Below are 26,085 nucleotides of genomic sequence, written 5' to 3' on the forward strand. Positions count from 1 at the left end.
GGGACAGAAATCATGACCGTACTCAGCTCTGAGAAAGACCTTGACTCATTGACGCTCACGTTCGTCGCCGGGTTCAACGCCGACGCCTCCCGGGTCTGGCAGCTGTGGGAAGACCCGCGCCAACTCGAACGCTGGTGGGGACCGCCCACCTTTCCTGCCACATTCGAACGCCATGAGTTTCGCGAGGGCGGCAGCTCCCGCTACTTTATGACCGGTCCGGAGGGCGAGAAGCCCCGTGGCTGGTGGGCCTTCACCGAGATCGACGCCCCGCGCCGGCTCGCGTTCGACGACGGGTTCTCGGGCGACGACGGAGAACCGGATGCCTCCATGGGGGTTGGGAGCGCAGTGGTCACCTTGGAGGAGCACGGCGACACGACACGCATGACGATTGTGTCGACGTTCTCCTCCCTTGATCAGATGGAACAAGTGATGGCGATGGGAATGGAAGAGGGGATGCGCGACGCCCTCGGCCAGATCGACGCGCTTCTCGCCGAGAGCGTGTCGGCCTAACTCGCGTTCGTGTTCGCTGGCCTCTCGGCCCGCTCGTGGTTCGGCCGCGGTGGTCGTCGCGGGCGGGCCGAGGTTCGTTGAACCAGCTGATGCGCCGTGCTAGGTTCCGATCAATTGCGGAGAGTCCGGCGGCAATCGTGTCGCCACAATTTGCTCGCGCAGTGATCGGATGGGGAGACATGGCTATTCAACGGATGGACAACGTCGCGATCGTTGTCGACGACTTGGACGCGGCTGTCGCCTTCTTTGCTGAGCTCGGCATGGAGGTGGAAGGCAGCGCCCACATCGAAGGCCCGTGGGCCGACCGCACCGTCGGGCTCGACGGGATCCGAAGCGAAATCACAATGCTGCGCACTCCCGACGGCCACGGCAGGTTAGAGCTGACCAAGTATCACGCTCCCGCGCTGTCTGGGGCTGGATCGGAAAACCCTCCGCCCAACACATTGGGCCTGCATCGCATCATGTTCGCTGTCGACGACATCGACGACACCGTCGACCGCCTGCGCACTCATGGCGCGGAACTCCTCGACGAGATCGCGCAGTACGAGAGCACGTATCGGCTCTGCTACCTCCGCGGCCCCGCGGGCATCATCGTCGCGCTGGCCGAGCAGATCGGCTGACGTCGGCTGCGCTCATTCGGGGCGCGGTCGGGTGATGATCTGCGGGTCGTCGGGCTTCACTTCTTTGGCGGTGCGATTCTTGGGTCGGTGTGGCAAGACCGGTTCGAACTTGAACCGTCGCGGGCCGCTCCACATTGCTGGCGGGGCATCGATCGCGTAGGCGAGCGCATAGGCCACCTTTTCGTAATTGACGCGCCATCCTCTGAAATGGGGCCAGGCCTGTTCCGGCGTCACCTCAATCGGAAAGTCGACGGTTCGCAGAATCTCCACCGCCGTTTGGAAATCCTCAAACGTCACGTCGATGGGGGAGTCGGGGTCGGGATCCTCGTCGACCGGGATGCGAACAGCCCGCGCAATTTGATTGAGGCAAGTGAATCCCATCCGAAGTACGAGTCGGGCGTGGATATGCGGGGCCGACTTCGGGCTCAACGAAAGTTGCAGCGCCGCGGCATCCATCACACTGAGCAGTGAGATAAGCCAGTTCGACTGCGCCGCCGGTGAGCGCAACCACACCAGGGTGAGGTAGGTGCTGTGGGACTCGGCAACTTCGGCAGCCCAGCGCTCCCAGCGCTGGTAGAGCTCGCCCAACTCTTGGGTGGTGTTCTGGGCCTCCATGCCGAAACGTGTGCGAACAAGGAGTTCGGGTCCCCAGGAGGGCGAGCCGGCTCTCGAGACGAGAAGTGTGACTTCCGCTTCGCGCCGGTTGAATGCGGCGTAGAGGGGGGGGCAGATATCCGACCTGCAAGGCGATGACGATCAGGCCGGTGATCGCGGCCGCATAGACCAACACAGTGTTGCCGGCGTTCGTCGGCTCTGCGTATCCCAGCGTGAACATCGCGGAGCCGGCTTCGCTGGCGGCCTTCCAGAAATCACCTTCGACGAACGGGAGCAGAAGCAGAATGAATGAGAAATTGAATATCGCAACCCAAGCGAGGAGGCGCACGAACAACGACATCGGGGACTGCCAGGCCAGCACCCGGTCGCGCACCACATAGGAAGAAATTGGCTTCGTGATGGCATGAAAGAACTTCATCGTGGCGCGGCCTGTTACCCGAGAAACAGCGCTGCGAGTGGATCGCGGCACGATCAGCGTTCCGATCACACTCATCCACGTGAGAAACAGCAGGACCGCCCCGACGGCAAAACACGCCCACACGAGAACTGTCACAGCGCTCTTTCAATAGTCGGAGACTCATCCGGCCAGGTTCGACGTCGAACTTCAGGGCGAACCTGGTGAGGATCGCATCATTGATTCCGCCGCGGGGTTTGTCAAGGGACGCGGAAGACCGCAGAGGTCGCTGGACCCGAGCGAGCGGGTCGTTGAAGGCCACGTCATGACTGCTTCGAAATATCTGGGCACCGTTGTCGATCTGCGCGTCTGCTCCGCGTCGTAGAGGTAAGGGCCCAAAGAGAAGGCTCACCGACAACGACGAACGGAACAGACCAATGTCGAACAACAATTCAGCCACCGCTCAGCTCGAGGCGACCGACGAGATTCGCAGTCTCTTCAACGAGATCTACACCGCCTGGGCCGACAACGATGCGGATGCCTTCGTGGCCCCATATCGAGAGGATGCCACGGTGGTCATGCCGGGCGCGTTTCACCGCGACCGGGACGAGATCCGCAGGTCTATGGCGGCCGGCTTTGGGGGCCTGCTCAAAGGATCCCGCACGGTCGATCAAACTCTGAGCATCCGCCTCATCGGGGACGCGGCGATCGTGGTCAGCAAGGCCGGCATTCTCATGGCGGGGGAGACCGAACTCCCGACCGAACGCGAAGTCATTGCCACCTGGGTGCTAGTTCGAGAAGATGGGCGCTGGCTCGTCGCCTCCTACGCCAACGCGCCGGCCCAGTGAAAATCAATCGTGCAAGCCAAGGTTCCAACGACGGGAGTACGGAATGTCAAAGTATTTGGTCATGATCTTCCAAGAAGAAGTGGCGACGAAAGAGGAAGCCGGCGAGACGGTCAGCGCCGACTACCTTGAGTTCATGCAGCGTCGTGGAGGATCTCTACTCAATGGCGCCGCGCTGGAGCCGCCGGAGACGGCAACGACCATTCGGCGCGACGGCGCCGGCGGATTCTCGGTGACCGACGGCCCCTTCGCGGAGTCGAAGGAGACCCTCGGCGGCTACTACCTGATCGAGGCCGCCGACCTTGACGAGGCGCTGGAGATCGCCAAAGAGATTCCCGCCGGCGTCGCCGTCGAGGTTCGGCCCGTGCGCGTGGCGAGCTGATGTCGCCGGCCGCCGGTTCGGAGGTCGCTGCTGCGGTTGCGGATGCGCACCGTCGGGAGTGGGCCTTCGTACTGGCGGCCACCGTGCGTGTCGCCGGCGATATCGACACGGCCGAAGAAGCCGTTCAGGATGCCTACGCCAGCGCGTTGTCGACCTGGGGAACGCGCGGGATCCCACAGAACCCGGGAGCATGGCTCACCGTGGCCGCGCGGCGACGCGCGTTGGACATCCATCGCCGCGCCGCGACAGCGCAGCGTGCGCTGCCTAAACTTCTCGATCCCGAGGCGAATTTGGCGGATGCCCCCGGTCACGACACCGAGGACATCGCCGACGATCGGCTGCGACTGATTTTCACCTGCTGCCACCCAGCCCTCGCGCTCGATGCTCAAGTCGTGCTGACCCTGCGGCTGCTCTGCGGGCTGTCGACGGCCGATGTTGCGCGGGCGTTTCTGCTGCCGGAGGCGACGACGGCAGCACGGATCACCCGAGCGAAAAAGAAGATCGCGGCCGCGAACATCCCGTATCGCGTACCGGCGGCGTCCGAGCTACGCGAGCGCATCGACGGTGTGCTGACCGTCGTCTATCTGGTCTACACGACTGGCCACACTGCTCCCTCGGGAGCGAACCTGATGCGCCGAGATCTCGCCGAGCGCGGACATGAGCTGGCCCGAATGCTGCGCGTGTTGCTTCCCGGCGACCGCGATGTCGCCGGGCTTCTTGCACTCGTGTTGCTCACGGATGCCCGGAGGGACGCTCGCGTCGATGACCAGCGTGAACTCGTGCTGATGGAGAACCAGGACCGGACGAAATGGGATCGATCGGCCATCGATGAAGGGGCGGCGCTGCTGCGGGAGGCTCTGAAGCAACGGCCTCCGAGTCGGTTCGCCCTGATGGCGGCGGTCGCGGCCGTGCATGACGAGAGCGAGTCGTGGTCAGACACTGACTGGCAAGAGATACTCGGCCTCTACGACCTACTCCTGGAAACGTGGCCGTCGCCGGTCGTTCAACTCAACCGGGCCATCGCCCTCGGCTTCGCAGTCGGCTATGCGGAAGGGTTGGCCGAGCTGGATGCGCTCGGTGCCGAACCGCAACTCGCGCGTTACCCGTATCTTGCCGCCGCCCGCGCCGACTTTCTGACCCGACTGGGCCGTCTCGATGAGGCGAGGGTCGCCTTCGAAGAGGCGCTGATCCTCACCGACAACGAGTCCGAACGACGCTATCTGCGCATCCGTCTGAGTGAACTGACGGGTTGACGACGGCTTAGGTGAGACGTTCCGACAGATGCACCGTCACGTCGTCGCCGACGTTCTTGCCGAGCTTCTTGCGCAGCTTGGCGCTGATTGAGAGCATGTGGCCGCCGGATCCGGTCGGCATCAGCGCAAGGGCCACCGGCTCGTCGTCGACGAGACCAACGACTTTGATGGCCTTGCCCGTTCCGAATAGCTCCACGGAACCCGGAATCTCCACGCAGGACCACAGGTCACCCTTGATCTCTATCCCAATCGGGCCGGTGAAGGTGACATCGAGGGGGCCGGGGGTTGTGCTCATGGCGTGAGTTCCAATCTGTCGCAGTCGAAAGCGCGGGCTTTGCAGACTCATCAGAGGCTACTCGCGCACGTTGGCGCATGGATGAACCTCTGTGAATCGGTGGCCACGGAGCGGCGAGAAAATCTTCTCCAGAATTTTGCTATTCAGTGTTGCTATCTACCGGTACTCATGCTTACTATGTACTGGTAGTCAGCAAGACTGAGTAGTTAGAAGGACGAGGCCATGGGTAAGCAAATGACCGAGATGCTCAAGGGCACACTCGAGGGAATCGTTCTTGCGACGCTCGCCGTGCAGCCGGCCTACGGCTACGAGATCACGGCGCGACTGCGCGATCAGGGATTCTCCGACATCGTCGAGGGCACCGTGTACGCCCTGCTGATCAGGATCGAACAGCGCGGCCTTGTCGACGTCGAGAAAGTCCCGTCTGAGAAGGGGCCGCCGCGCAAGGTCTACTCGCTGAACGCACTGGGCGGCGAGTACCTCGATGAGTTCTGGAAGTCCTGGGCCTTTCTCGCAGAACGGATCGAACAGATCCGTGACCACATCGAGCATCCGCAAGAAACACATCCACAAGCAACACCAGCACAAGAAGAAGAACAAGAAGAAGGAGCGTAATCATGGCGGCAAAATGGATCGAGACCCTCACCGGCTCGCTCGAGCAGAAGAAGCAGTACAAGCAGTACAAGGCCCGTATCGAGGCCCTCCCCGAGCCGTACCGCACCGCCGCGAAGGCATTCGAGCGGTACTTCATGTACTACGGGGGCATCACCGACGGCGACACCATAGTCAAGATGTTCGGTGACTTCGCCGATCTCTGGGAGCGCGCCGTCGTTGACGGAACGCCCGTGAGCGCGATCGTCGGCGACGACCCGGTCGAGTTCGCTGAGATGTTCACCCAGGCCTACGGCGGCACACAGTGGATTGACAAGGAGCGCGCTCGCCTGGTGAAGGCGATCGAGAACGCAAAGGAGGAGGAACGGCCATGACTTCGGAAGCAGCCATCCGCGTGCAGGGCATTGAGAAATCTTTCAAAGACCTCCATGTGCTGCGGGGCGTCGACTTCGATGTGCAGGCGGGGAGCATCTTCGCCCTGCTCGGCTCGAACGGTGCCGGCAAGACCACGCTCGTGCGCATCCTGTCGACGCTGTTGAAAGCCGACGCGGGTACCGCCACGGTGTACGGCTTCGACGTTGCTTCGAAGCCCGGCGAGGTGCGCGAGTCGATCAGCCTCACTGGCCAGTTCGCCGCGGTCGATGAAATTCTCTCCGGACGGGAGAACCTCGTGCTGATCGCCAAGCTGCGCCACCTCAAGAACCCGGGCGTGATCGCCGACGACCTTCTCGCCCGCTTCTCGCTCACCGACGCGGGAAAACGCCCGGCGGCGAAGTACTCGGGCGGGATGCGCCGCCGACTCGATATCGCGATGAGCCTGATCGGCAACCCGCCGATCATCTTCCTCGACGAGCCGACAACCGGACTCGACCCGCAGGCGCGCATCGAGGTGTGGCAGACCATCAAGAAACTCGCCAACAGTGGCACCACGGTGCTGCTCACCACGCAGTACCTCGACGAAGCCGAGCAGCTCGCCGATCGGATCGCGATCCTGCACAAGGGAACGATTATCCAGAACGGCACCCTCAGCGAACTCAAAAAACTCCTCCCGCCGACCGCGGTCGAGTATGTCGAGAAGCAGCCTTCCTTGGAGGATGTCTTCCTCGCGCTCGTCGGCGACACCGGCGAACTCGATTCCGACGATGACCGCGCCGATGGCACGGTCCCTGCAGGAAAGGAACTCCGATGACTACCTACGCCCTCGGCGACACCCGCGTCCTTACCGGTCGCTCACTGCGCCACATCCTCCGTAGCCCCGACACGATCATCACGACCGCGGTCACACCGATCGCATTGATGCTGCTGTTCGTGTACGTTCTGGGTGGTGCGATCAACACCGGATCCGACGAGCCGTACATCAACTACATGCTCCCCGGCATCCTGCTCATCACGATCGCGTCCGGGGTGGCGTACACCGCCTACCGGCTGTTCCTCGACTTGCAGGGCGGCATCTTCGAACGGTTCCAGTCGATGCCGATCGCCCGGTCGAGCGTGCTCTGGGCACACGTGCTCACCTCGCTCGTTGCAAACATGGTCTCTGTCGCGATCGTCATCGGCGTCGCGGTGATCATGGGGTTTCGCACCGGAGCATCCGTCGGCGCCTGGCTCGCGGTTGCCGGCATCTTGGTGCTGTTCACCCTCGCCCTCACCTGGCTCGCTGTGATTGCCGGGCTCTCGGCGAAGACCGTCGACGGCGCGAGCGCGTTCAGCTACCCGCTGATCTTCCTGCCGTTCATCAGCTCGGCGTTCGTGCCCACCGATTCGATGCCGGCCCCGGTCGCCTGGTTCGCTGAGAACCAGCCCGTGACCTCCATCGTGAACACCATCCGGGCCCTATTCGCCGAGCAGCCCGTCGGCAGTGACATCTGGGTCGCCCTCGCCTGGCTTGTCGGCATCCTCGTTGTCGCCTACGGCTTCGCGATTGCCATCTACCGTCGCAAAATCAGCTAATGCGGGGTGCCGCCCATGGGTGGTACACATCCCCGCGACGCATACCGCCCGCTTCCCCCAAAGGGGACGCGGGCGGCGTCGTCACTACACCTAAGACTTGGTGGCGACGAGGGCGTGCAGGGTTCCGTCATCGGTCAGGGCGAACACGATGTTTCCGCTTACGGACAGTGCAGAGGTGACAGCACCGCCGAGGTTGTATTCCGATAGGCGCTTGCCGGTGGCCCGGTCCAGCACCACGACGCGTCCGTCACGGGTACCGACATAAACGACTGACTCGGTGGCCAGCGCGTTTGCGGCCGGGGACCCCGGCCCGGCAGCTTTGCATCCGGCCGCGACATTCCATGGGTCATCCATCGGACTTTCGCCCGGCAGGTAGCCCACTGGAGTCTCCCACCGGGGGGCCTCAGGGGCGGCCGATGTGGTGTCGTATGCCCGGACCACGCCATCCAGGCTGGCCACGTAGGCCATGCCACCCCAGACCGAGGGACCGGTCACTGGCGGCGGCCCCGCCTGGCAGGCGCTGGATGTGCCCAGCTTTGCGTGCCAGGTCGTGGCGCCGCCGGACTTCGGGTTGTGTCCCCGAACACCGGAGACCGTCGCCGTCACCAATTGCGGGTCGCCACTAGTGGGATTCGTGAAGGTCGGGGTGGACTGACTGAACAGGTCGCCCGCTGTGTCCATCGTGGAGAGGAGCCCGCAGGTGCTCAAATCCATCTCGATGAGGGTCTGGCTGGAGCCGGAGTGCAGGTAGGCCGAGGTGGAACCAGGCTGGCGAACCACACCGCTGTGAAACTGGCCCCACCCTGCGGCGGCTGAGAAGCCGCCGGGCAGCTGCTCGCCGGTGGCGGCGTTGAGGCATTTGATCCGGTCCCATTCCTGGTAGACCGCGACAGCGGGGCGACCGGGCAGCTCGAACACGCTCACCGGTCCTCCTGCCCGGCCGTAGCGGCGGACGGTGGAGCCTTGGGTCTGCTCGCCGCTGATGGTCTCCCACGCAACCGCGCCGGTCTTCACATCCAGGGCGTACACGCGTCCGACGCCGGTGGTCAGGTACGCCTTGCCCTGATGGATAGTGGGGAAGGACTCAGCGTCGCCGTCGAGGTAGGTGCGCCACGCTTCCGCGCCCGTGCGGGCATCGTAGGCAAGCATCATGCTGTACGGCGAATCGAACGCCCGGGAGGCCACGATCACCTTGCCGTCGGCCACGGCCGCACCGTTGAGGTGGAATTGTTCTCCAGTGTTGGCAGACCAGCGCAGATCGAGTTTGGCACCGGGATCGTCCCCGCTGGCCGAACCGCCGGTCTCGTCACGACCCTGGCGCAACCAGTCCTGCCCTGGCTTGACCGTCGAGACTCTGGCATCCGCGAGGACAACAAACGCATTGACGACCTTCGGCCATTCCTTGCCGGCGGTGTCGACGGCCGTCATGGTCGCTGTGTATTTGCCAGGAGTCAATCCGGCGATGTGAGCAACGGCCCGCGTCCAGGAGGTCCTGGCCGCCGGGCAGGGCTCGGGCTTGCCCCCCGGGGGCGTGTAGCAATTGACGGTTCCGGTTGCTGTCGTGTTCGTCCCGAATGCCAGGGCGCCGTCCTGCCACACCACCTTGCCGTTTTCCTTCTTCGTCACGACCAGAGATGCCGTTGCGGGCGTCCGTCCGTCGTCCTCAACGAACACCTGTACTGGCACGCCTGCCTTGGCGCCATGGGTACTGCCGGCAGCGGGGCTGACCAGGGCGACGTCGTTGTTCACGCCGAACTGGCGGTGTGTGCCGCCGACGTAGCCCGTATCCTCGTTGGTCGCCGTGTCAGGGTCGTCCGTGATGCCGGCGAAGTCCACGATTTTGTAGTCGGGCCGGGCGGAGTCGAGGCCGTAGGTGCCCATGTTGTTGATCTCAACGGAGCGGGCGAACGCGCCGCGGCGGTACTCGGCCTGCTGGTTGTGGCCCGCGGCGAACATGCGAACGTCGTAGTTGGCCAGCTCGTCCACCGTCGGCTGCATCCCAGCACCGGGACCCCACTTGGTGAACAGCGAGCGGTGCGCGAAGACCAGCACCTGCTTGCCGACGGCGTGGCGGCGCAGATCTTCACGAAGCCACTGCAGCTGCGGCTCGAGGCCGGCGGAGTCGTAGTTGTTCTCCAAGACCACGACGTGGCGGCCGTTGCGGTCGAAGCTGTACCACTCCGGGCCCAGGTTCTTGCGCCAGTACTCCAGGCTGCCGCCATAGCCGACGGATGTCGCGGTGCCGCCGATATCGTGGTTGCCCACCACTGGATAGAAGGGGTGGCCAAGCTTGCCGTCGATCAGCCCGTTGCGCAGGATGTCGTAGCCAGCCTGCCGGCGCGGCTCCGCGGCATAGTCAGTGACTGTCAGGTCGCCGGTGGTCATCGTCATGGTTGCTTGCTTGGCCTCGGCCATTGCCTGCACATGCCCGGTCCACTGCGGCAGGGAAGAGGCTGCCGCTTGGTCGCTGGTGTTGCTGACCTCCACATCGGAGACGAGTGACCACTTTTCGGCCGGGTTGGCCGCGTTCTCGTCGGGCACCAGGGCGAAGTCCAATCCGGTGACGGGGGACGGGCCGGCCGGGACTGTGCGGAAGTACTGCGGTACGGAGTCCTCACGCAGTGCAGGGGTGTAACCGTTGGGCGAGACGATTGTGACCAGGTCCGTTTCTCGGCGCACCCGGTCGATTTGGAGGCTGTAGGTGCCGTCGGCGCCGCTCTCCGACCAGTTCTCGCCGTCCGTGACGGAGACGCCGGCCATCCCGGACTCGCCCGCGTCCCGCTTACCGTTCGCGTTGAGGTCGGTGAACACCGAGCCCTGAACGATGGCGAGATCCGTGCTGGACACTTTCGTGAGCGTGAAGCTGACGGGCGCGGCCAATGGCTCGTAGCCATCCTTGGCCATGAAATGTGCGCTCCAGGGGCCGGCACTCAACCCGCCGCTGCCCAAGGTCACGGATCCGTCGGCCTGAGGGGTGTAGGCCCATGTCCTTGCTGCCACGGGACCCGGAACGTCTTTCGGGCCGTAGATGCCAACCCAGTTGTTCGACGCCGGCGCGTCCGTGGAGTAATGGAATTCCAGTTGCTGACCAACCGACGGGTTCTCCGTGGTGAGGGACAGGCCCGGCGTCGCGGCGAGTGCCGCGGTGGGCGACAGCACGACCAATGCCGGTGCCAACGCAACGAATGCCAAACCGCTGCTGATGGCTACGCGCATGCGCCCGCTCGGGCTGCTCCGCTTTGGCCGGGCAGTAGGTGTCGAGGCACTCCTGCGGCGGGCCAAAATCGCGGCCGTCGCGAGGCCGAGGGCTGCGGCGAACAGAGCCATTGGCAGCATTGCCGGCATTCCGGCTGGCGTCGTGGCGTGTACCCCGGTTGCGTCAACGACGGGGTTCGAGGCCTTGGCGACGGTCGTGTGGCCATCGAATTCGACGACCAGGTTGGGCACGCCTGAAGCCGTCAGTAGGGAGGAGACGTCCAATTGGCTGAGTGTGCAGCCCCATGCCAGTTCGACGACGACGGTTCCGGGCGCGCCGCCGCTCGCACCATCCACCCCGGTAGCGGTGAGGGGGCAGCCAGCCGACAGCAGCCCCTCGGCCCACTCACCGGCCTGCTTGACGGGTACGACGTCGCTGCTGACCAGGAGCCGCCCGCTGGTGCTTCCGTTACCTGTGGTAACCACTAGTTCGCCGTGGTCACGGCTCGTATGGGCCGAGGCGGGACTTGCAGAAAGTAGTAGGGCCGCCATCGTCGCTATCAGGATGGCGATCAAAGTTCGACAGGAAGGGGACCCGCTGCGTGCGAAGAGCTGTTTCATGCTGGCAAACGTAAGTGGCCAATGTGACGACTCGGTATACCCCCGGTTATGGGGGTACGACCATCTGTAAATTTGCCGACGACGGCGGAATGGCATGCTCACCGCAGGGTGCAGGCACTCACCCGACCCTTTTCTGACGCCTAATTGACCGCGGTACTGACCTTGGTCTTGACTCCGGTCTTGCCGGTGATCTTCGGTGCCGCAAATCCGAGGAGGACCATGAGGGTCACAAACACGACGTAGGAGACCAACGGATACGTGGCGATGCGGTCGAAGAGTGGAGTCAACACTGAGTCCGTGCCAGTCCAGATGCCAACCGTCCAAGCAGCCGATGCCACAATGCCGAGACCGGCGACCACCCAACAGAACGGGCGGTAGTAGTTTCCGGTCGCAGCGACGTGGATGAGCGGGACGGTAAGTATCACGCCAATCAGCTGGGCCAGCTCGATTCCGATGTTGAAGCCGAGCACGGCCAGTAGTGTGTCCGTCATGTTGAGGTTCAGCTCGAGGATCGTCGTCGCGAACGCCATGCCGTGCACGAGCCCGAAGACACCGGCCAGCAGCACCTCACCATGCGCGAACATCGGTCGGACCAGGTTCCACGCCGCTGCGGCGATCGAGAGCGCGACGAATGTCTCGACGAGGCGGACCGGAGGAGTGAACCAGCCCAGGCTGACGATCAGCAGCGTGATCGAGTGCCCGACAGTAAAAGCGGTGACGATGGCGAGGATACGCTTCAGCGATGAGCGGAGACTGTCTGCGCGGGGGCTCCAACGCCACCCTGCAGCGCTCCGTTTGGCCACAAGTGGAGCCGACATCAGCAGTACCGCGAGAAACATCAAGTGGTCATAGCCATCCGCAATATGGTGCATCCCCTGCCCGATCATTGCCCCGACACTTGCCTTGGGGGAGTCCACGGCGATGTCCAGGGTCGATTGCGTCGCGGAGATGACGCCGAGCAGTTCGGGTTCACTTCCGTCGACGACGCGCGAAACGTAGACCTTGTGGTCTGTCAGGACGTCTGTCAGCAGCGAATAGTTCAGGGTGAAAGGGCCCGGCCCAGACGGAGGCACGGCGGCCAGGTTGACGATGAGGGCATCGGTTCCGTTGATACTGCCGTAATCGAGGGCCGTAATCGTGGTGGTGTAGGTGCGGTCGCCCGCGGTGAGCGCAACCTTGTTGTCGATGAGTCGTTCAATGTCTTCCGTGGGGATGGACCCTCCGGGCGCCAGGCCAAGGCCGGTGGCCTTGTTCAGCTGGTCGAGTTGAAGCTGCAGCGTCAGCGCAACGTTCTCAGCCTTGACATCGATCAGCACACCGGTTGTACCAACCGGATGGGCCTGGGCTGCCGTGGCTGGGCCGAACAGGACAACGAAGGCGATGATGAACATCACGAGACGGCGCATGCAAACTCCATCGATTAGCCGGGATCGGGCACCACACATTGCCTCATGACGCCCTGGATGCCTGAGGAACATTGCGTGAGTACATGGCGGCTGTGAGGTAAACGTTCGGGTTGCGGTGGGCTGCGACGAGGCGGGTCACGCAAATCGTCTGAGCGACGCGAGATCGAGCGGTGCGAGCGGATGGTGCCGCGTGCACAAACAGAACAGCTCAGTGTTCTTGGGCCACCGGCCTAAGCACTGGTTCTTCTCCGGGACTAGACAGGAAATAGCCCAGGAACGTGACGCCCTCGGAAGTCGCATCAAACCGATCGATCAGGATGCCCGCGGGCTCGTAGAAAACGTCTCCCACGCGCAGCACTGTTTCGGGCCCGCCATCGACCTGGAAGTAGACAGAGCCAGCTTCGATCGATCCAAAGACCGGGCCGTTGTGATAATGAGGGCCGCCAGCAACGTCGGGCAGCAAGGTAATGCGACGCACCTGGACGGATGCTGTCACCTTGTTGTCGAGAGCCTGTTCAAGAAGGGTTGCCCGTACAACTGGCTCAGTCATGCTCTGATCCTGTCTGAATCGACGGACTGGTACCTGAACAGGACGGAATCACGCCGCTTGAATCCAGAAGCCTCGTAAAGGCGGATCGCGGATTCTCGGGACGGGCGCGACGTCAGGTCCAGGCTCCGCACACCCACTGCCCGTGCTCTGACGATCATGGCCTCCAACAGCTGGCGGGCGATCCCTCGACCACGCGCGGCTTCATCCACCACGACGTCATCGATGTGCCCTCGGAGCCCCGTCGGAATCGGAAAGGTGACGAGTGTGGCCATGCCCACAACCCGACCAGCGAGACGCGCAAGGAAGAGATCGACTGACTCGTTCTCCACCATCCGATTGAGAAGGTCACGGTCGAACACCGCTGTCGTCGAGAGCTGCGGGAGTAACCTGTGAATTTCTTCTGCGAGATCGTCGTCGGCGAACGTGACGATTGAAATGGTCAACTCATCTTCCATAGGGAGAGGCTATCTGTGACGAAACAGCCTGCCCCCCTGCAGATCAATGGAGGAACCCTCCGCGCCGCCATTGGGACCAGACGAGTGGACGAGTGACGCGGTGTGGCTCAAAGCAACTTGGTGACGCGGAACCGTTCAAGGACCACCATCGTGTCGTCATTCACAGCGAACGATGGATCTCCAAGGAAGTTGCGCATCTCCTCACTGTGCCAGAACCGCTCGTGTCCAGCGCGCCAGTCAGCAACCGACGAATGTCCCTCGCCCTCGTCGCACGCATGTTCCAACGGAACGTCGGCCAGGCGAACGTGATGGACGGCTGTGGTCTCGATTACCGCGACCGCTTTCTCCGCCGAGTCGACAACAACTTGCCGTGCACCAAGGTGCGGAAACGACTCGTTCTCTAGCTCGTACTCCACGGCTATGGAGGTCGTCGATGTCTTACTCCCGTCGAGAATCGCGCAAACAAGCCGGTCACGTAACGGGCCGGGGAAGGCGAATTCAGAGCGAGGCAAATCGTCGTACTCGTTCATTCCTTGAGTCTGTCGGCAGCGCCAGAGGAAAGCGAGTCCCGCCCAGGAAAGAACCCCTATCGTACGAGGGCACGGCTCGGTCACCCGGCGTACCCACAGGCATTCCTGATCGCACGACGTCCGCTCTGACCTGACAGGCATCCCGACCCACCGTCACGTCGCTCGCCCGTTGGCCGAACCTCTACCGGTGACGGATGAGTCGGTCGCGGGTACGTTGGGAAACGTGACTAGTCGTACCGGGCGCATCGCCCTGATAACTTCCGGCGTGATCGCTCTGATCCTTGGTGGAGTGTGGGCCGGGCAGGGCATGAATCTGATCCCGGGAAGTGTCATGACAGGTAGCCGCATGTGGCTATTCATCGGGCTCATCATCGCCATCGTCGGCATCATCCTGATTGTGCTCGGCCTACGCCGGCCAGGGCACGGCCGCACGAGCAAGTGAGATCCCAACTGTCGCGAGCCTAGACGCTGCTCCGACGCACGCTAGACGAACCCCTAACGACGAGAAGCCTGGCCGTTCATTGGAGCGGTTGGCTCTTGATGGGCTTCCAGCGCGGAGCTTCTTGCACTGTCAGAGGGGGCACTCGTCGCAGCAAGATCGACGACCTGAGGTAGAAGAACGCCAATGACGCATCGACTAATGCACTAAGCACACCGGCAAATTTGAGGTCGCTCGGTCCTGAGACCGCCGCGAATATACCGGCGGCAAAGCTCAGGATGAGTAGTGATCCAATGACGAAACCGGCTCGCGGCCGAGAGGTCATCCTCCACGAGGCGCGGGGCGGGTCAATTGGTTCGCCAGCACCCCGGAAGGATCGCACCCCTACGAAATAGAGCAGGACGGTAAGCAGGTTTGCAACCACTGCGTAAATTGGATCAGGAAGTAGGTGCGAAAGAATTCCGCCGTTGAGCACGAAGAGCGATCCAACGCCGATCGCAATGTAGGCGATTTTCCAACGCGTCTTACGAAGGCGGAGCATGGGCTGAGCCTAGCGGGACGACAAATCTACTGGCGTCGTGGAGCCTGCGCAGGGTGCCGTAACAGGGACGTCGTGCGGGCGCCGAAACGACTGGATCAGCCATCGGAGCGGTGATCGGTAGGGGTCCGAAAAGAGGAACCCTCAACGGGGAGGTCTAGCTGGGAACTTGATACAGATCGAAAGCCAGGGCGACGCGGGGTCGCGCATCAGTAGAACTAGTTCGTCCGGCGCTTGGTCCGACGAGGTTTCTTGCGCGCTTTTCGGTCAGGCCCGAGCGGGGCAGAGTCAGATTCCGCACCTGGAAGAATGACGGGCACGAACGCTGACGACGAATTGCCTCCACCAGTTGCAGATTTTACGACATCAAAAACGATCAGAACCAGCGTCAAGGCGCCTTGGCCGATCAGGCGCGCAATGGAGAGCAACCGCCTGGAGGAAGTGTCGATCTGACGTTCAGTCTTCATGAGTTCTTCCTTGTTGGACTGCTGAGTGCCTTCTGGGTCCCGCGCATAACAGCCTCAAGTCCAGTCTCGCAGCACAGCCGGCCATGCTAGCCGCCGACCGCACGTGTCCGCTCCCGCCTTCTCTCTGACCGACCGGAATCGGAAGGCTCATCAGTCGTCAGGGCCGAGGCGGAGAGCTGGGGGCGCGTGGCGGTGCTACTAGGAACACATCAATCGAGTCTTCGCGCTCGAAAACGAATCCGTTGCGCTCGTAGAGGTGTCGCGCAGGGCTCCCTTGCAGCACGTTCAGTCGAAACGGACGATGGTCCTCATGCTCGGCCATGATCTGACGGAGAACCTGGCCGCCGAGGCCTCGGCCCTGGTGAGTCGGTTGTAGGTAGAAGTGCTCAATCCAGATCGAGTCGCCTTCCGGTCGAACGGCGATGAGTCCAGCCTTCTCGTCGTCTATTTGGATGACCGAGGTGTTGGCACTTTCGAATGCGTCCAGAAAACGTTGGCGGACCCGTAATGGATCCCATCGGACTAACCTTTCCAGATCGGCGCGCATGACTTCGGCTCGCAGCTCCGCCATCCAGAGGGCATCGGATTGCTTGCTGCGCGAAAGCGACCAATCGAAAGTCATGAGGTCAATGCAAGCGTACGAACCACGCACCCGTCGAAGGCGCGCGCGTAAGGCGGACGTTGAACGGACGCAATGGTCCAACTTGTGCGCCGTTTGCGCATGCCCCGCCCGATAAGGATTCTCACGCCGGGCCGACCACCGATTTCGTACCAAATGTCCACGCTCCAACCGAACACATGGGCACTCGTGGGGACGCGCCTCCGGGCACGCGCTTTTAGCGTGAGAACACTGCACTGTTCTGACCAAAGGAATCCCGCGTGCGCATCCTCTCGGTGCTCGAATCTCAGACCGAGCGAGCCGAGTCTCACACCCATCTCTCCCACGGGCGCGCCCGCTGGGCTCGTTTCAACGTTCCGGCCCACGACACAGAAATTGGATCCCCATGAAAAAGCCTCTCAGAATCGCCCTCACAACGGTCGGCAGCCTCGCCGCCATTGTTGCCCTGGCGTTGGCCGCCACTTCGATCATCAACGTGGTTGCGACCAACTCTGAAGCCGAAAGACTCGAACCCTACGGGCAATTCGTGCCTGTCGGCGGCAAGAAGATGAACGTGATGATCAGCGGCCAAGGCGACGAGACGATCGTGCTCCTGCCCGGTTTTGGCACCGGATCTCCCGCGCTCGACTTCTCGCCGCTGATCATGGAGCTCGAGTCGAGCTACCGCGTGGTCGTGATCGAGCCGTTCGGCTATGGCCTGAGCGACCCCACCGAGCAGGAGCGCACCACCCAGAACATCGGAAGTGAGGTGCACGAGGCGTTGCAGGCGCTCGACATCGACAAGTACATTCTGATGGGCCACTCGATCGCGGGCATCTATGCACTCGACTACACCACCACCTACCGCGACGAGGTCACCGCCTTTGTCGGCATTGACAGCAGCGTGCCGGGTCAGCCCGACGTTGACATGGGGTTGTCGACCGACGCGCTCAAGGCTGCGAAGTCGCTTGGCCTCCTGCGCCTGCTCCTGTCGACCAGCGGCGATATCTACGCGGACTCCCCGCACAGCGAAAAAGCCAAGGAGCAGATGCGAATCCTCACGTTCAAGAACTCGTTCTCATCGACTTATCTGAACGAGATGGGTCAGATGAATTCCAACTTCGCTGCGGCCCGGGGCACAACGTTCCCGAAGGATCTCCCCGTTTTGCTCTTCGCAAAGGCCGAGACGCCGGGGGTTTCGAATTGGGTCGAGCTGCACGAGGAGCAGGCGGCAAGCGTTGACCGCGGCGAGGACGTCATCCTTGACGGCTCCCACCACCTGCACCACACCCTGTCGAAGCAAATCGCGGAGGACACCCGGCGGTTCCTGGCCGAGGTGACGCCGGCTTCTGCGCAGTAGCACTCGCTCGACCGACGCCTCGCTCCATCGGCGCCCAGCACGGCGCCGTGAGGAGGGGGACTGTGCGCGAGAACGAACAGAATTGCCGTCCGGCACCGAGAGTGCCGATCAGTTGTCCTGCGTGCCTGACCGCGGATAGCGTGGACGAATGAGCGATCCTGACAGGGGCCCGCATGGCACCGATTGAACCGCACTCCACCGGACAACCAGAGATGGAGCGCGTGCCGATCGAACCGCAAAGCGTCGATGCGCCCCTGACACGCTCCGCAATTTTCCTCGTGCTTGGCGTTGCCGACGGAGACGACGCGATTGGCACAGTGCGCGGTGTGCTCGCCGATATTGACGGCCTCGTCAAGACGGTCGGGTTCCGGGACCTTCGCGCGCGACTCTCCTGCACCGTCGGAATCGGTAGCCAGGTCTGGACGGCGCTGACCGGGAGGGAACAGCCACTGGAGCTGCACCCCTTTCGTGAGATCGCCGGCGTCACGCACACGGCGATTGCCACGCCCGGAGATCTGCTCTTCCATATTCGATCCGACCGCCAGGATCTCTGCTTCGAGCTCGAGCGGCTGCTGCTCGAGTCGCTCGGTGCCGCCGTCGCCGTTGTCGACGAGGTATCCGGATTTCGATACTTCGATTCCCGCGATTTGCTTGGATTTGTCGACGGCACGGCCAATCCCGTCGGGCCGGGTCTCCCGGCCGCGACCCTTGTCGGTGAGGAGGACGCCGCGTTCGCTGGCGGCAGTTACGTCGTCGTTCAAAAGTACTTGCATCCGCTCTCGGCCTGGCAATCGCTGACCACCGAACAGCAGGAGGCGATCATTGGACGGCGCAAAGCCGACGGTCTCGAACTCGACGACGCGGTCACGGGGCAGAAGTCGCACAAGACGCTTGCCACAATCACCGACGACGCAGGTGAGCACGACATCCTTCGTGACAACATGCCGTTCGGGCGCCCCGGCAGCGCAGAATTTGGCACCTACTTCATCGGCTACTCACGCCACTTGTGGGTCATCGAACGGATGCTGGAACGCATGTTCATCGGGGACCCGCCCGGCACCCATGACCGGCTCCTTGATTTCTCTACGGCACACACCGGCTCCACATACTTTGTGCCACCCGCCACACTGCTTCGCGCTCTCGGCAGCTCATGAGTTGGTGACGACTCAATGGTGCATTTCGTCGTCGAGGGGGAGGGATGCAGCTGAGTGCTCCCCGTCGGTGAGCACATACTGCGCCATCATGCCTTGGTCTTCGTGCCACAGCATGTGGCAGTGGTACATGTAGGGGGTCGTCGGGTCGGCAAAGGAGCTGAACGGCACGATGAGTTCGACGGATTGCCCCGCGGGTATGAATACGGTGTCTTTCCAGCCCCGGTTCTGAACTGCCGCTGCTTCGTCATTCATGGCGTTGACCGCGAACTGAGTTCCGTGGATATGGAAGTTATGGGCACGGTCAGAGGAATTCGAGACCGTCCAGAGCTCGGTGGCGTTGGCGGCAATCATGGTATCGACACGGTTCATGTCCATCGCCCGGCCATTGATCGTCGTGTCGCCGAGTGTGAAATGACGCTCGGTGACGGCGTCCGCCTTGTGAGGGAGCGCTGTCGAGGACAGCGCGACCGGAAGCTCTCGTGTCGTCGCGCTGGTCGCTCGGGTGATGCGGAGAAGATCCAAGGTGTCTTCGGCGCCGGAGATGATGTTGTCGCCGTGACTCATGCCGAGATCGTGCGGCACAGAACGAAGAATCAGATCGGCGTTCCGGGGCACCGGAATGAGGATTTCGGCGCGTTCGGCGGGGGAGATCAGCAGACTGGTGAGCGGCTGGGGCGAGGGCAGAAGGCCCCCATCGGTGCCGACGAGGTAGAAGGTCTGCTGGGCATCGAGCTCCACGTTGTAACAGCGAGCCGCCGAGGCATTGAGGATGCGAAAGCGCACGAGGCTCGTGCTCGCCTGAAAGTGCGGCTGGTAGGTGCCGTTGACGATCACGGTGTTGCCGATTCGACCGATAGGCGCGGTGACAGGCGTCCCTGCAAGCGTGCCCCCGGACTGCACGGTGACATCCTGAATAATCAGCGGGATGTCATCCAAGCCGTAGTCGGACGGCAGGCCAGACGGCCTGTCCGACGACGCGTCGTCGATAAGGAACAGGCCGGCCATGCCTCGGCTGACCTGTAACTCGGTTTGCCCGTGCGGATGCGGGTGATACCAGAGTGTCGTCGCTGGTTGGTCGATCTGCCAGGCCGCAGTCCACGTAGTTTCGGGCATGATGCTCTGGTGTGCGGTGCCGTCCTGGCTAGCGGGCAGAATCATGCCGTGCCAGTGCGCTGTGGTCGGCATCGTGAGGTCGTTCGTGACGTGGATGCGCACGTGTTCTCCGCGAGCGGCTCGTATCGTCGGCGCAAGGTGAGTGCCGTTGAACCCCATCGTCGCGAACACGACACCGGGCACGAGTTCTGTTTCGCCTGCCTTGGCGCTCAGCCGGAAGACCCGTTCGCCGTCGACGATTTCCGACTCCAGCAGCGGCGGGATGCGCAGGGGAGTGGCGAACAATGACCCTGGGTTCTGCGGATGTCCCTCGGTGAGCCAGTACCCGCCCGCTCCGATGGCGGTGAGCGTGCCCAGGCCGACGAGGAACGTTCGACGGCTGATCCGGATCGGAGGTGGACCATCCGTTGGTGTCTGTTGGCCGCTGCCGCTGCCGCTGCCGCCGGCGCTCTTGCTCACGCTCATACGGTGGCGTTGGCCGCTCGACTGATGTGGGAGCGGGCGTGCGCGATCGCGGGCTCGAGTTCGACAAAGAGGTGGTTGGAGTGGCGGAGTGATCCAATCACGCCGAGTCGTTCAAGGACGTGCAGGTGTTCGGGCCTGATGCCTTTGATGAGCACCGTGACTCCGCGTCGTTCCAGGGCGGTGACGAGTTCGGTGAGGGTGTGCGCGCCGGTGGCGTCGATGAGTTGCAGTTGGGACAGGCGCAGAATCACAACCTCGATACCTTCGTGGGCATTGATGCGGTCGAGGATTCGTTCGGCGGCTCCGAAGAAGAGCGAGCCGTCGATGCGGAACAGTGCGATCCGTTCATCGCCGGCCACGGGGGAGCCCGGAAGCTCCTCGCGGTGAACTCCGCTGGCCTTGCTGAGGGCGCGCAGGGCGAAGAACGCGGCAGCCGCGATACCGATGCCGACGGCAATGATGAGGTCGAAACTCACCGTGATGATGGCGGTGAGCACGAACACGATCGCGTCGGAGCGGGTCGAGCGCATCACCTGCTTGATGACGGTGGGCGAGATCATCCTGGCCGCAGTGACCATGAGCACCCCTGAAAGGGCGGCCAACGGGATCACCGAGACCACGTTCGCGGCCAAATAGACGACGGCGAGGAGGGCGAGCGAATGCACGATCGCCGATGCCCGCGTTCTAGCGCCGGATCGCACGTTGACCGCGGTTCGGGCGATGGCGCCGGTGGCGGGCATCCCGCCGAAGAACCCCGACGCGATCGAGGCGAGTCCTTGTCCGACGAGTTCACGATCGGCGTTGACCGGGCCGGTGTCAGCCATGGACGCGGCGACTCTAGCCGACAACAGCGATTCGATCGCGGCCAAAGCCGCGACGGCGAAAGCCGGACCCAGCAGGCTCAGCAGGCCATCCGCATCCATCGTGGGCAACATCGGGAGTGGGAGCGCGTGAGGCAACTCACCGATCGTGTCCAATGGCAGACCGAGGAGGGATGCGACCAGCGTCACGATCACGATCGCCATGAAGGATGCCGGAAGTCGACCGCTGATGCGGCCGAGGAGCAGCATGATGAGCGCGACAGCTGCAACCGTGGCAAGCGGGAGGAGAGCGGTCGGCCAACCCGCGCCTCGAACAGATTCGATGGCGGCGATCACGGCATTGGTACTGTGCCCGGCGCCGCTCATACCGACTGCGGCAGGGACCTGCTGGAGAAAGATGATCACACCGATTCCGACGGTGAATCCCTCGATCACCGGCCAAGGAATGTAACTCACCGTTCGCCCCAGACGAAGTGCGCCGGCGAGCAACACGATGACGCCCGCGAGGATGCTGATGAGCACAACGGCACCGGCGCCGTGGCTGACCACGATCGGGGCGAGCACCACCACCATCGCCCCGGTCGGCCCCGACACCTGAACATTCGAGCCACCGAACACTGCGGCGACCAAACCGGCGACGATCGCCGTGATGAGACCTGCTTCGGCGCCCACACCGGAGCTCACTCCGAATGCCAAGGCAAGAGGGAGTGCCACAATGCCGACCGTGACACCCGCAACCAGGTCGCCGCGCCAGCTTTGGCGAAGCTCCCGATAGTCCCGAAGGCTGGGTAGCAACGATCTCATCGACCGCGATGAGGCTGTCATGGAGCAGGGGAGATCGCGGGCAGAGTAAGGGCCGAGGCCTGGTGTCTCTGCGAATCCTGGAGCAACTCCGAAAGCAATAGACGGGCCACTCGCAAGAGGTCGGCGACCTGAGGGAATGCCAGACGGTAGTAGACGACACTTGCTCGTCGTTCCGATACCACTAACCCGTAGCGGCGCAGCACCGAGAGGTGCTGTGAGAGATGCGAAGCCTCAAGTCCGGTTTCAGCGAGCAGGTCTGAGACAGGTGCCTCCACGACACCCGCGAGAATCTCGAGCACCCGGATGCGATAAGGATGGGCGAGGCCCTTGAACAGATTCGCCTTGATCTCGTACAGGGGCCGCTCATCGCTGCCGAATGCCATGCGTCTCCTCGTGAATTCGTTGTGATTCTGCGAAATGGTGACTTGATAGATTCATCATACCGCTCTGCCAGGTCTTGATTCGGTCTGACGCTTCCGTTCGAGCGTGCGTCTTGACGGATTCGTCCGAGAGCAGAGGAGGGTGATCGTTTCCAGCTGGCTGCAGATTCCAAGCCTCCCGGATCCAGAGCAGGTCGACAAGAGCGTGCGGATTGTCCTCGACAGTAATCACCATGTCGTGCGACCAGAGGTTCCCTGGAATCGGAACAGACGAACGCATCGCACCTTCCGTCGAGCATCGGCTGCCTGCGGGCGGCGCGAGGTCAGGGGCAGCGGTGCGCGGGAAATTTCTTTGTTCGACAACACCGGGAGACGGGCGGATACTGAAAGATCATGAAGCCTTCCCACAGCGGGCTGCGTATCCAGTTGCTCGGCTCGTTCGCCGTTCAAATTAAAGGGAACACCGTCGAGAACGGCCGCTGGCGACTGAGGAAGGCTCAGGCCCTGGTGGCGATGCTGGCGTTGGCGCCCAGTCAGCGTCGTCGTCGCGAACAGGTATTGGACCGTCTGTGGCCCGACCTGGGGCCGGTGGCCGCCGCACGGAATCTGCATCAGACTCTGTACGTCGCGCGTCAAACACTCGCGGGGCTGGGAGCCGGAGACGACGGCTTACTCGCCATCCGCGGTGGAGAAGTCGTGCTCGATGACAGGGGCCCGGTCGCAGTCGATGTGCTGCAGTTCGAGCGTTCGGCCGTGGCAGCGTTGGCCTCCGGTGTCGAGGCAAGCCTGCGCGAAGCGGCCGACTTGTACAGCGGTGACCTTTTGCCCGATCTGCCGGATGCGGATTGGCTGATGACGCGGCGCAATGAGCTCCGGGAGACCCATCGGGAGGTACTGGTGAAACTGGGGTCCATTGCGGGGCGGCGCGCACCGGAGGAAGCGTTGGCCATCCTCACCCGTGCGCTCGAATCCGACCCGCTCCACGAGGGGGCCGTGCGCGCCCAGATGGTGGTGCTGGCTGGAATGGGCCGGCGCTCGGAGGCACTGGCCCGTTATGAGCGGCTGGTCGAGGACCTCCTCGATGCGTTCGGGACCGACCCGGACGCCCGTACGGCGGGACTGTTTCGCGAGTTGTTGACCGGTTCGCCGCCCGAAGAACGCCCCCACCAGCCCGCCGACCAGTCCGGCAACGAAGACGCCCTCGGCTCTCTCCCCTCCCCGTTGACAAGTTTCATCGGGCGCGAGCGTGAACTCGTTGACGTCGAGCGGCTGATCGGCCGTGCCCGCCTACTCACCCTCATCGGGGCCGGCGGCAGCGGCAAGACCAGGCTGGCGCTGGAGGCCGCGAAGAACGTTCGTTCCGGTTTCGTGGACGGGGTCTGGTTCATCGACCTCGCGGGGGTTGGGGAGTCGCTACTGGTGGCCGACGCCGTAGCCGAGGTGCTCGGGTTGGATTCCGGCGCGGCATCAAACCGCGTACAAGCGCTGGTCGACCAGCTGCGGCGACGTTCGCTGCTCCTCGTTCTGGACAACTGCGAACATCTGCTCGTGGCCTGTGCGAAACTCGTCGTCGCGTTGCTGGCCGGATCTTCTGGGGTTAAAGTGATGGCCACTAGTCGGGAGCCGCTCCATGTCGACGGCGAGTACACCTTCCGTGTGCCGTCATTGACGGTGCCTTCGCCCATCGGGACCGACGCTCCCGACCTGGCCGAGCTGGGCCGACTGCCCTCCGTTCGGCTTTTCGTTGAGCGGGCAGCGCAGGTCCGGCCGGGGTTTGCTCTCGACCTCGGCAACGTCCGCGGCGTGACCGAGTTGTGCCGACGGCTCGACGGGATGCCGCTGGCCCTGGAATTGGCGGCGGCCAGAACGGCCGTTCTCGAGCCTGCCGAGATCGTGCAGCGGCTGGGCGATGCCTTGTCCATCCTTGGTGCAGGGACCAACGGCGTTACGCGGCATCAGACGCTGCGCAGCACCCTGGAATGGAGCCACGGCTTGCTCACCAAGCCGGAACAGGTTCTGTTGCGTCGGCTGTCGGTGTTCGCGGGTGGATTCACTCTCGACGCCGTAGAGGCAGTCTGCGCTGACCCGCCCCTCAAGCAAATCGAACTGCTCGACCTGTTGGCCAGGTTGGTGGACAAGTCTTTGGTGATCAGTGAAAGAAGTGCCGCCGGGACCCGATACCGGCAGTTGGAGACGGTCCGCCAGTTTTGCATCGAGAATCTCGATCGTGCGGGTGAGGCGGCTCAGCTGTCGGCAGCGCATTGCGCCTATTTCCTTGCCTTCGCCGTCGCCCGCAATCCCGAACGGGCCACCGGAGTGGTCATCGAACAGCCGAAGCTGCTCGACCGTGAGCACGACAACTTGCGCTCAGCGCTGCGCTGGTCGTGCGCCCACGAGCCAGAGACCTCGCTCCGGCTCGCCGCGAGCCTGTGGCGGTTCTGGTTTCTCCGCGGTCACGCGATCGAAGGAGCGCGCTGGGTGGAGCGTGCCCTGGCGGTGGCACCGGACCCGACCCGGCCTCGCGCGGCCGCCCTGATCGGTCTGACCGGACTGGACAGTAGGCAGGGTCGCAGCGATCGGCATCGGGCCCTCGGTGCGGAGGCCCTGGCGATCGTGCAACAGATTGGCCAACCCGACGAGGTGGTAATGGCCCGGCTCGTTGAGACCTCACTCGCCTGGGGCACTTTCGACCTGGACGAGGCCGAACAGCTGGCAGCCGACATCCACACCGAGGCAGTCGAGAGGGGCAGGGCCGAACATGCCGCTGCCAGCAGTTGGCTTCTGGGCCAGTGCGCGTTGTCCCGTGAAGACGGATCGTCCGCCGCCCGTCACCTGAACATCTGCCTGAGCGAACTCGCCCAGTCCGATACCAGCGCTCCACCTTTCTTGCCGGTGATCACGCCGAGCCTGCAACTAGTCCCGATCGCCGGACGGTTGGTCCCCTGCGTCGAGGAGACCATGCTGTTGGGCAGGCGGGTCGGCGTCATCCAGGCCAAAGGCTATGTGCTGTCCGCGCTCGGCTACGCGGCCCGGCTGTCGGCGGACCCGCCGTCGGCGACATCCGTCGTCGCGGAGGCAGCCGAACATTTCGCGTGGCTGGGCGATGACCTGGCCCGGGCGCAGGCGCTTCACCAGCTGGGCTGTATTCAGCGCGACTGTGGCGACCACAGCGCGGCCGATGAGGCCCTGTCTTTGGCTCGGGAGCTCCGGCACGGCCTGGGCGACCGGCGGGGCGAGCTGCTGACCGAGCTTAACCTCGCCCTGCTTCGCGCCATGGGCGATGACATCGACCGTGGCCTGACAGACGCTCGGCGTTGCCTTTCCACGTTCGAGTCTGCGGGAGACCAGGTGGGGCTGGGCGCTACCCTGACCATTCTGGGGGCTGTCGAACTTATCTCCGGGGAGGTTCGGGCAGCGCGGGAAATGTACAGGCGCGCGGCCGAGAGGGTGGCCCCTTGGCTACGACTCACCGGCTGGCAGCGGTTGATGGTCGCCGAGCTGTCCAACGAGCTCGGCGACCAGCATCGGACGACCCGCGAAATTGACAGCGTTGCGGCGATTTTCGACCGAACGAGATGCGTCATCGCCGGTCAGCGACTGGCCGCACTGCGCAGGCGGGGCCAGGGTGGCGATGTTGAGATCGTGTTGAGTTCTCGTTGAGGCCGGTTCAATAGCGTTGCTCCCGGATCTGGCAAATGGATCCGACAAACAAA

General features: G+C 63.4%; 25 protein-coding genes. 13 read left to right on the forward strand and 12 right to left on the reverse strand.

What is annotated here, in order from left to right:
- Nucleotides 1-12 precede the first annotated feature (12 nt).
- Both AC1DCF_RS12195 and AC1DCF_RS12200 read left to right on the forward strand, forming a co-directional pair.
- Nucleotides 13-510, forward strand: a complete 498-nt coding sequence (locus tag AC1DCF_RS12195; RefSeq protein WP_477211236.1) for an SRPBCC family protein — start codon at nt 13-15, stop codon at nt 508-510.
- 179 nt (nt 511-689) lie between these two features.
- Entirely contained in the window at nt 690-1,130 is a 441-nt protein-coding gene (locus AC1DCF_RS12200; RefSeq protein WP_477211237.1) for a VOC family protein, read from the forward strand.
- Between the two features lie 12 nt (nt 1,131-1,142).
- Here the strand turns inward: AC1DCF_RS12200 and AC1DCF_RS12205 are convergent, their stop codons facing one another.
- Complete coding sequence (locus AC1DCF_RS12205; protein ID WP_477211238.1) at nt 1,143-1,745, reverse strand: hypothetical protein; 603 nt, start codon at nt 1,743-1,745, stop codon at nt 1,143-1,145.
- Nucleotides 1,746-2,576: 831 nt separating this feature from the next.
- On the opposite strand from AC1DCF_RS12205, the gene AC1DCF_RS12210 reads away from it, so the two are divergent.
- Genes AC1DCF_RS12210 through AC1DCF_RS12220 form a run of 3 tightly spaced genes read left to right on the forward strand, consistent with a single transcriptional unit; the run spans nt 2,577 to nt 4,619 of the window.
- Nucleotides 2,577-2,987 (forward strand): SgcJ/EcaC family oxidoreductase, encoded by a 411-nt coding sequence (locus AC1DCF_RS12210; RefSeq protein WP_477211239.1) that lies wholly within the window; start codon nt 2,577-2,579, stop codon nt 2,985-2,987.
- Between the two features lie 43 nt (nt 2,988-3,030).
- The gene (locus tag AC1DCF_RS12215) at nt 3,031-3,366 is read left to right on the forward strand and encodes a YciI family protein (protein ID WP_477211240.1); all 336 of its coding nucleotides are present in this window, start codon (nt 3,031-3,033) and stop codon (nt 3,364-3,366) included.
- A complete protein-coding gene (locus AC1DCF_RS12220; protein ID WP_477211241.1) occupies nt 3,366-4,619 on the forward strand; it encodes an RNA polymerase sigma factor in 1,254 nt (417 codons plus the stop codon). The genes AC1DCF_RS12215 and AC1DCF_RS12220 overlap by 1 nt, the downstream gene beginning before the upstream one ends.
- Before the next feature lie 7 nt (nt 4,620-4,626).
- Here the strand turns inward: AC1DCF_RS12220 and AC1DCF_RS12225 are convergent, their stop codons facing one another.
- Nucleotides 4,627-4,914: a DUF1905 domain-containing protein gene (locus tag AC1DCF_RS12225; RefSeq protein WP_477211242.1), complete on the reverse strand. Its 288-nt coding sequence runs from the start codon at nt 4,912-4,914 to the stop codon at nt 4,627-4,629.
- Nucleotides 4,915-5,136: 222 nt separating this feature from the next.
- Here AC1DCF_RS12225 and AC1DCF_RS12230 point away from each other — a divergent pair, with 222 nt between their 5' ends.
- Genes AC1DCF_RS12230 through AC1DCF_RS12245 form a run of 4 tightly spaced genes read left to right on the forward strand, consistent with a single transcriptional unit; the run spans nt 5,137 to nt 7,476 of the window.
- A complete protein-coding gene (locus AC1DCF_RS12230; protein WP_477211243.1) occupies nt 5,137-5,529 on the forward strand; it encodes a PadR family transcriptional regulator in 393 nt (130 codons plus the stop codon).
- Between the two features lie 2 nt (nt 5,530-5,531).
- A complete protein-coding gene (locus AC1DCF_RS12235) occupies nt 5,532-5,900 on the forward strand; it encodes a DUF1048 domain-containing protein (protein ID WP_477211244.1) in 369 nt (122 codons plus the stop codon).
- Nucleotides 5,897-6,715, forward strand: a complete 819-nt coding sequence (locus tag AC1DCF_RS12240) for an ABC transporter ATP-binding protein (protein WP_477211245.1) — start codon at nt 5,897-5,899, stop codon at nt 6,713-6,715. Before AC1DCF_RS12235 ends, AC1DCF_RS12240 begins: the two co-directional genes overlap by 4 nt.
- Nucleotides 6,712-7,476, forward strand: a complete 765-nt coding sequence (locus AC1DCF_RS12245; RefSeq protein ID WP_477211246.1) for an ABC transporter permease — start codon at nt 6,712-6,714, stop codon at nt 7,474-7,476. The genes AC1DCF_RS12240 and AC1DCF_RS12245 overlap by 4 nt, the downstream gene beginning before the upstream one ends.
- Before the next feature lie 90 nt (nt 7,477-7,566).
- Here the strand turns inward: AC1DCF_RS12245 and AC1DCF_RS12250 are convergent, their stop codons facing one another.
- From AC1DCF_RS12250 to AC1DCF_RS12270, 5 genes are all read right to left on the reverse strand, one after another.
- Nucleotides 7,567-11,157 carry an outer membrane protein assembly factor BamB family protein gene (locus AC1DCF_RS12250; RefSeq protein ID WP_477211247.1) on the reverse strand — a complete coding sequence of 1,197 codons (3,591 nt, stop codon included), beginning with the start codon at nt 11,155-11,157 and terminating at the stop codon, nt 7,567-7,569.
- 275 nt (nt 11,158-11,432) lie between these two features.
- Nucleotides 11,433-12,698: a HupE/UreJ family protein gene (locus AC1DCF_RS12255; protein WP_477211248.1), complete on the reverse strand. Its 1,266-nt coding sequence runs from the start codon at nt 12,696-12,698 to the stop codon at nt 11,433-11,435.
- 208 nt (nt 12,699-12,906) lie between these two features.
- Complete coding sequence (locus AC1DCF_RS12260) at nt 12,907-13,248, reverse strand: cupin domain-containing protein (protein ID WP_477211249.1); 342 nt, start codon at nt 13,246-13,248, stop codon at nt 12,907-12,909.
- A complete protein-coding gene (locus AC1DCF_RS12265) occupies nt 13,245-13,703 on the reverse strand; it encodes a GNAT family N-acetyltransferase (RefSeq protein ID WP_477211250.1) in 459 nt (152 codons plus the stop codon). The genes AC1DCF_RS12260 and AC1DCF_RS12265 overlap by 4 nt, the downstream gene beginning before the upstream one ends.
- 107 nt (nt 13,704-13,810) lie before the next feature.
- On the reverse strand, nt 13,811-14,233 hold the full coding sequence (locus tag AC1DCF_RS12270) for an ASCH domain-containing protein (RefSeq protein WP_477211251.1): 423 nt from the start codon (nt 14,231-14,233) through the stop codon (nt 13,811-13,813).
- Nucleotides 14,234-14,456: 223 nt separating this feature from the next.
- Between AC1DCF_RS12270 and AC1DCF_RS12275 the strand changes: the two genes are divergently transcribed.
- Entirely contained in the window at nt 14,457-14,675 is a 219-nt protein-coding gene (locus tag AC1DCF_RS12275) for a hypothetical protein (protein WP_477211252.1), read from the forward strand.
- A gap of 753 nt (nt 14,676-15,428) precedes the next feature.
- On the opposite strand, the gene AC1DCF_RS12280 is transcribed toward AC1DCF_RS12275, so the two are convergent.
- Complete coding sequence (locus AC1DCF_RS12280) at nt 15,429-15,677, reverse strand: hypothetical protein (protein WP_477211253.1); 249 nt, start codon at nt 15,675-15,677, stop codon at nt 15,429-15,431.
- 157 nt (nt 15,678-15,834) lie between these two features.
- Nucleotides 15,835-16,299: a GNAT family N-acetyltransferase gene (locus tag AC1DCF_RS12285; RefSeq protein WP_477211254.1), complete on the reverse strand. Its 465-nt coding sequence runs from the start codon at nt 16,297-16,299 to the stop codon at nt 15,835-15,837.
- A 382-nt stretch (nt 16,300-16,681) separates the two neighbouring features.
- Here AC1DCF_RS12285 and AC1DCF_RS12290 point away from each other — a divergent pair, with 382 nt between their 5' ends.
- Nucleotides 16,682-17,635 (forward strand): alpha/beta fold hydrolase, encoded by a 954-nt coding sequence (locus AC1DCF_RS12290; RefSeq protein WP_477211255.1) that lies wholly within the window; start codon nt 16,682-16,684, stop codon nt 17,633-17,635.
- Between the two features lie 173 nt (nt 17,636-17,808).
- Nucleotides 17,809-18,789 (forward strand): Dyp-type peroxidase, encoded by a 981-nt coding sequence (locus tag AC1DCF_RS12295; protein WP_477211256.1) that lies wholly within the window; start codon nt 17,809-17,811, stop codon nt 18,787-18,789.
- 12 nt (nt 18,790-18,801) lie between these two features.
- Here AC1DCF_RS12295 and AC1DCF_RS12300 read toward each other — a convergent pair whose 3' ends face one another.
- From AC1DCF_RS12300 to AC1DCF_RS12310, 3 genes are read right to left on the reverse strand one after another with little or no spacing between them, the layout of a single operon-like run.
- The gene (locus AC1DCF_RS12300) at nt 18,802-20,361 is read right to left on the reverse strand and encodes a multicopper oxidase family protein (RefSeq protein ID WP_477211257.1); all 1,560 of its coding nucleotides are present in this window, start codon (nt 20,359-20,361) and stop codon (nt 18,802-18,804) included.
- Between the two features lie 2 nt (nt 20,362-20,363).
- Entirely contained in the window at nt 20,364-22,013 is a 1,650-nt protein-coding gene (locus AC1DCF_RS12305) for a SulP family inorganic anion transporter (protein ID WP_477211258.1), read from the reverse strand.
- Nucleotides 22,010-22,375 carry an ArsR/SmtB family transcription factor gene (locus AC1DCF_RS12310; protein ID WP_477211259.1) on the reverse strand — a complete coding sequence of 122 codons (366 nt, stop codon included), beginning with the start codon at nt 22,373-22,375 and terminating at the stop codon, nt 22,010-22,012. The genes AC1DCF_RS12305 and AC1DCF_RS12310 overlap by 4 nt, the downstream gene beginning before the upstream one ends.
- A gap of 390 nt (nt 22,376-22,765) precedes the next feature.
- Here AC1DCF_RS12310 and AC1DCF_RS12315 point away from each other — a divergent pair, with 390 nt between their 5' ends.
- A complete protein-coding gene (locus AC1DCF_RS12315) occupies nt 22,766-26,032 on the forward strand; it encodes an ATP-binding protein (RefSeq protein WP_477211260.1) in 3,267 nt (1,088 codons plus the stop codon).
- Nucleotides 26,033-26,085 lie beyond the last annotated feature (53 nt).

The sequence above is a fragment of the Leifsonia sp. 10L418 genome, from assembly GCF_056395445.1.

What these genes read in the sequence shown, in the direction of transcription:
- AC1DCF_RS12195 (WP_477211236.1), top strand. Translation starts at nt 13, where the DNA reads ATGACCGTACTCAGCTCTGAGAAAGACCTTGACTCATTGACGCTCACG.
- AC1DCF_RS12240 (WP_477211245.1), top strand. Translation starts at nt 5,897, where the DNA reads ATGACTTCGGAAGCAGCCATCCGCGTGCAGGGCATTGAGAAATCTTTC.
- AC1DCF_RS12200 (WP_477211237.1), top strand. Translation starts at nt 690, where the DNA reads ATGGCTATTCAACGGATGGACAACGTCGCGATCGTTGTCGACGACTTG.
- AC1DCF_RS12230 (WP_477211243.1), top strand. Translation starts at nt 5,137, where the DNA reads ATGGGTAAGCAAATGACCGAGATGCTCAAGGGCACACTCGAGGGAATC.
- AC1DCF_RS12260 (WP_477211249.1), bottom strand. Translation starts at nt 13,248, where the DNA reads ATGACTGAGCCAGTTGTACGGGCAACCCTTCTTGAACAGGCTCTCGAC.
- AC1DCF_RS12245 (WP_477211246.1), top strand. Translation starts at nt 6,712, where the DNA reads ATGACTACCTACGCCCTCGGCGACACCCGCGTCCTTACCGGTCGCTCA.
- AC1DCF_RS12215 (WP_477211240.1), top strand. Translation starts at nt 3,031, where the DNA reads ATGTCAAAGTATTTGGTCATGATCTTCCAAGAAGAAGTGGCGACGAAA.
- AC1DCF_RS12290 (WP_477211255.1), top strand. Translation starts at nt 16,682, where the DNA reads ATGAAAAAGCCTCTCAGAATCGCCCTCACAACGGTCGGCAGCCTCGCC.
- AC1DCF_RS12225 (WP_477211242.1), bottom strand. Translation starts at nt 4,914, where the DNA reads ATGAGCACAACCCCCGGCCCCCTCGATGTCACCTTCACCGGCCCGATT.
- AC1DCF_RS12305 (WP_477211258.1), bottom strand. Translation starts at nt 22,013, where the DNA reads ATGACAGCCTCATCGCGGTCGATGAGATCGTTGCTACCCAGCCTTCGG.
- AC1DCF_RS12280 (WP_477211253.1), bottom strand. Translation starts at nt 15,677, where the DNA reads ATGAAGACTGAACGTCAGATCGACACTTCCTCCAGGCGGTTGCTCTCC.
- AC1DCF_RS12295 (WP_477211256.1), top strand. Translation starts at nt 17,809, where the DNA reads ATGGCACCGATTGAACCGCACTCCACCGGACAACCAGAGATGGAGCGC.
- AC1DCF_RS12315 (WP_477211260.1), top strand. Translation starts at nt 22,766, where the DNA reads ATGAAGCCTTCCCACAGCGGGCTGCGTATCCAGTTGCTCGGCTCGTTC.
- AC1DCF_RS12265 (WP_477211250.1), bottom strand. Translation starts at nt 13,703, where the DNA reads ATGGAAGATGAGTTGACCATTTCAATCGTCACGTTCGCCGACGACGAT.
- AC1DCF_RS12205 (WP_477211238.1), bottom strand. Translation starts at nt 1,745, where the DNA reads ATGGAGGCCCAGAACACCACCCAAGAGTTGGGCGAGCTCTACCAGCGC.
- AC1DCF_RS12310 (WP_477211259.1), bottom strand. Translation starts at nt 22,375, where the DNA reads ATGGCATTCGGCAGCGATGAGCGGCCCCTGTACGAGATCAAGGCGAAT.
- AC1DCF_RS12255 (WP_477211248.1), bottom strand. Translation starts at nt 12,698, where the DNA reads ATGCGCCGTCTCGTGATGTTCATCATCGCCTTCGTTGTCCTGTTCGGC.
- AC1DCF_RS12285 (WP_477211254.1), bottom strand. Translation starts at nt 16,299, where the DNA reads ATGACTTTCGATTGGTCGCTTTCGCGCAGCAAGCAATCCGATGCCCTC.
- AC1DCF_RS12235 (WP_477211244.1), top strand. Translation starts at nt 5,532, where the DNA reads ATGGCGGCAAAATGGATCGAGACCCTCACCGGCTCGCTCGAGCAGAAG.
- AC1DCF_RS12210 (WP_477211239.1), top strand. Translation starts at nt 2,577, where the DNA reads ATGTCGAACAACAATTCAGCCACCGCTCAGCTCGAGGCGACCGACGAG.
- AC1DCF_RS12220 (WP_477211241.1), top strand. Translation starts at nt 3,366, where the DNA reads ATGTCGCCGGCCGCCGGTTCGGAGGTCGCTGCTGCGGTTGCGGATGCG.
- AC1DCF_RS12270 (WP_477211251.1), bottom strand. Translation starts at nt 14,233, where the DNA reads ATGAACGAGTACGACGATTTGCCTCGCTCTGAATTCGCCTTCCCCGGC.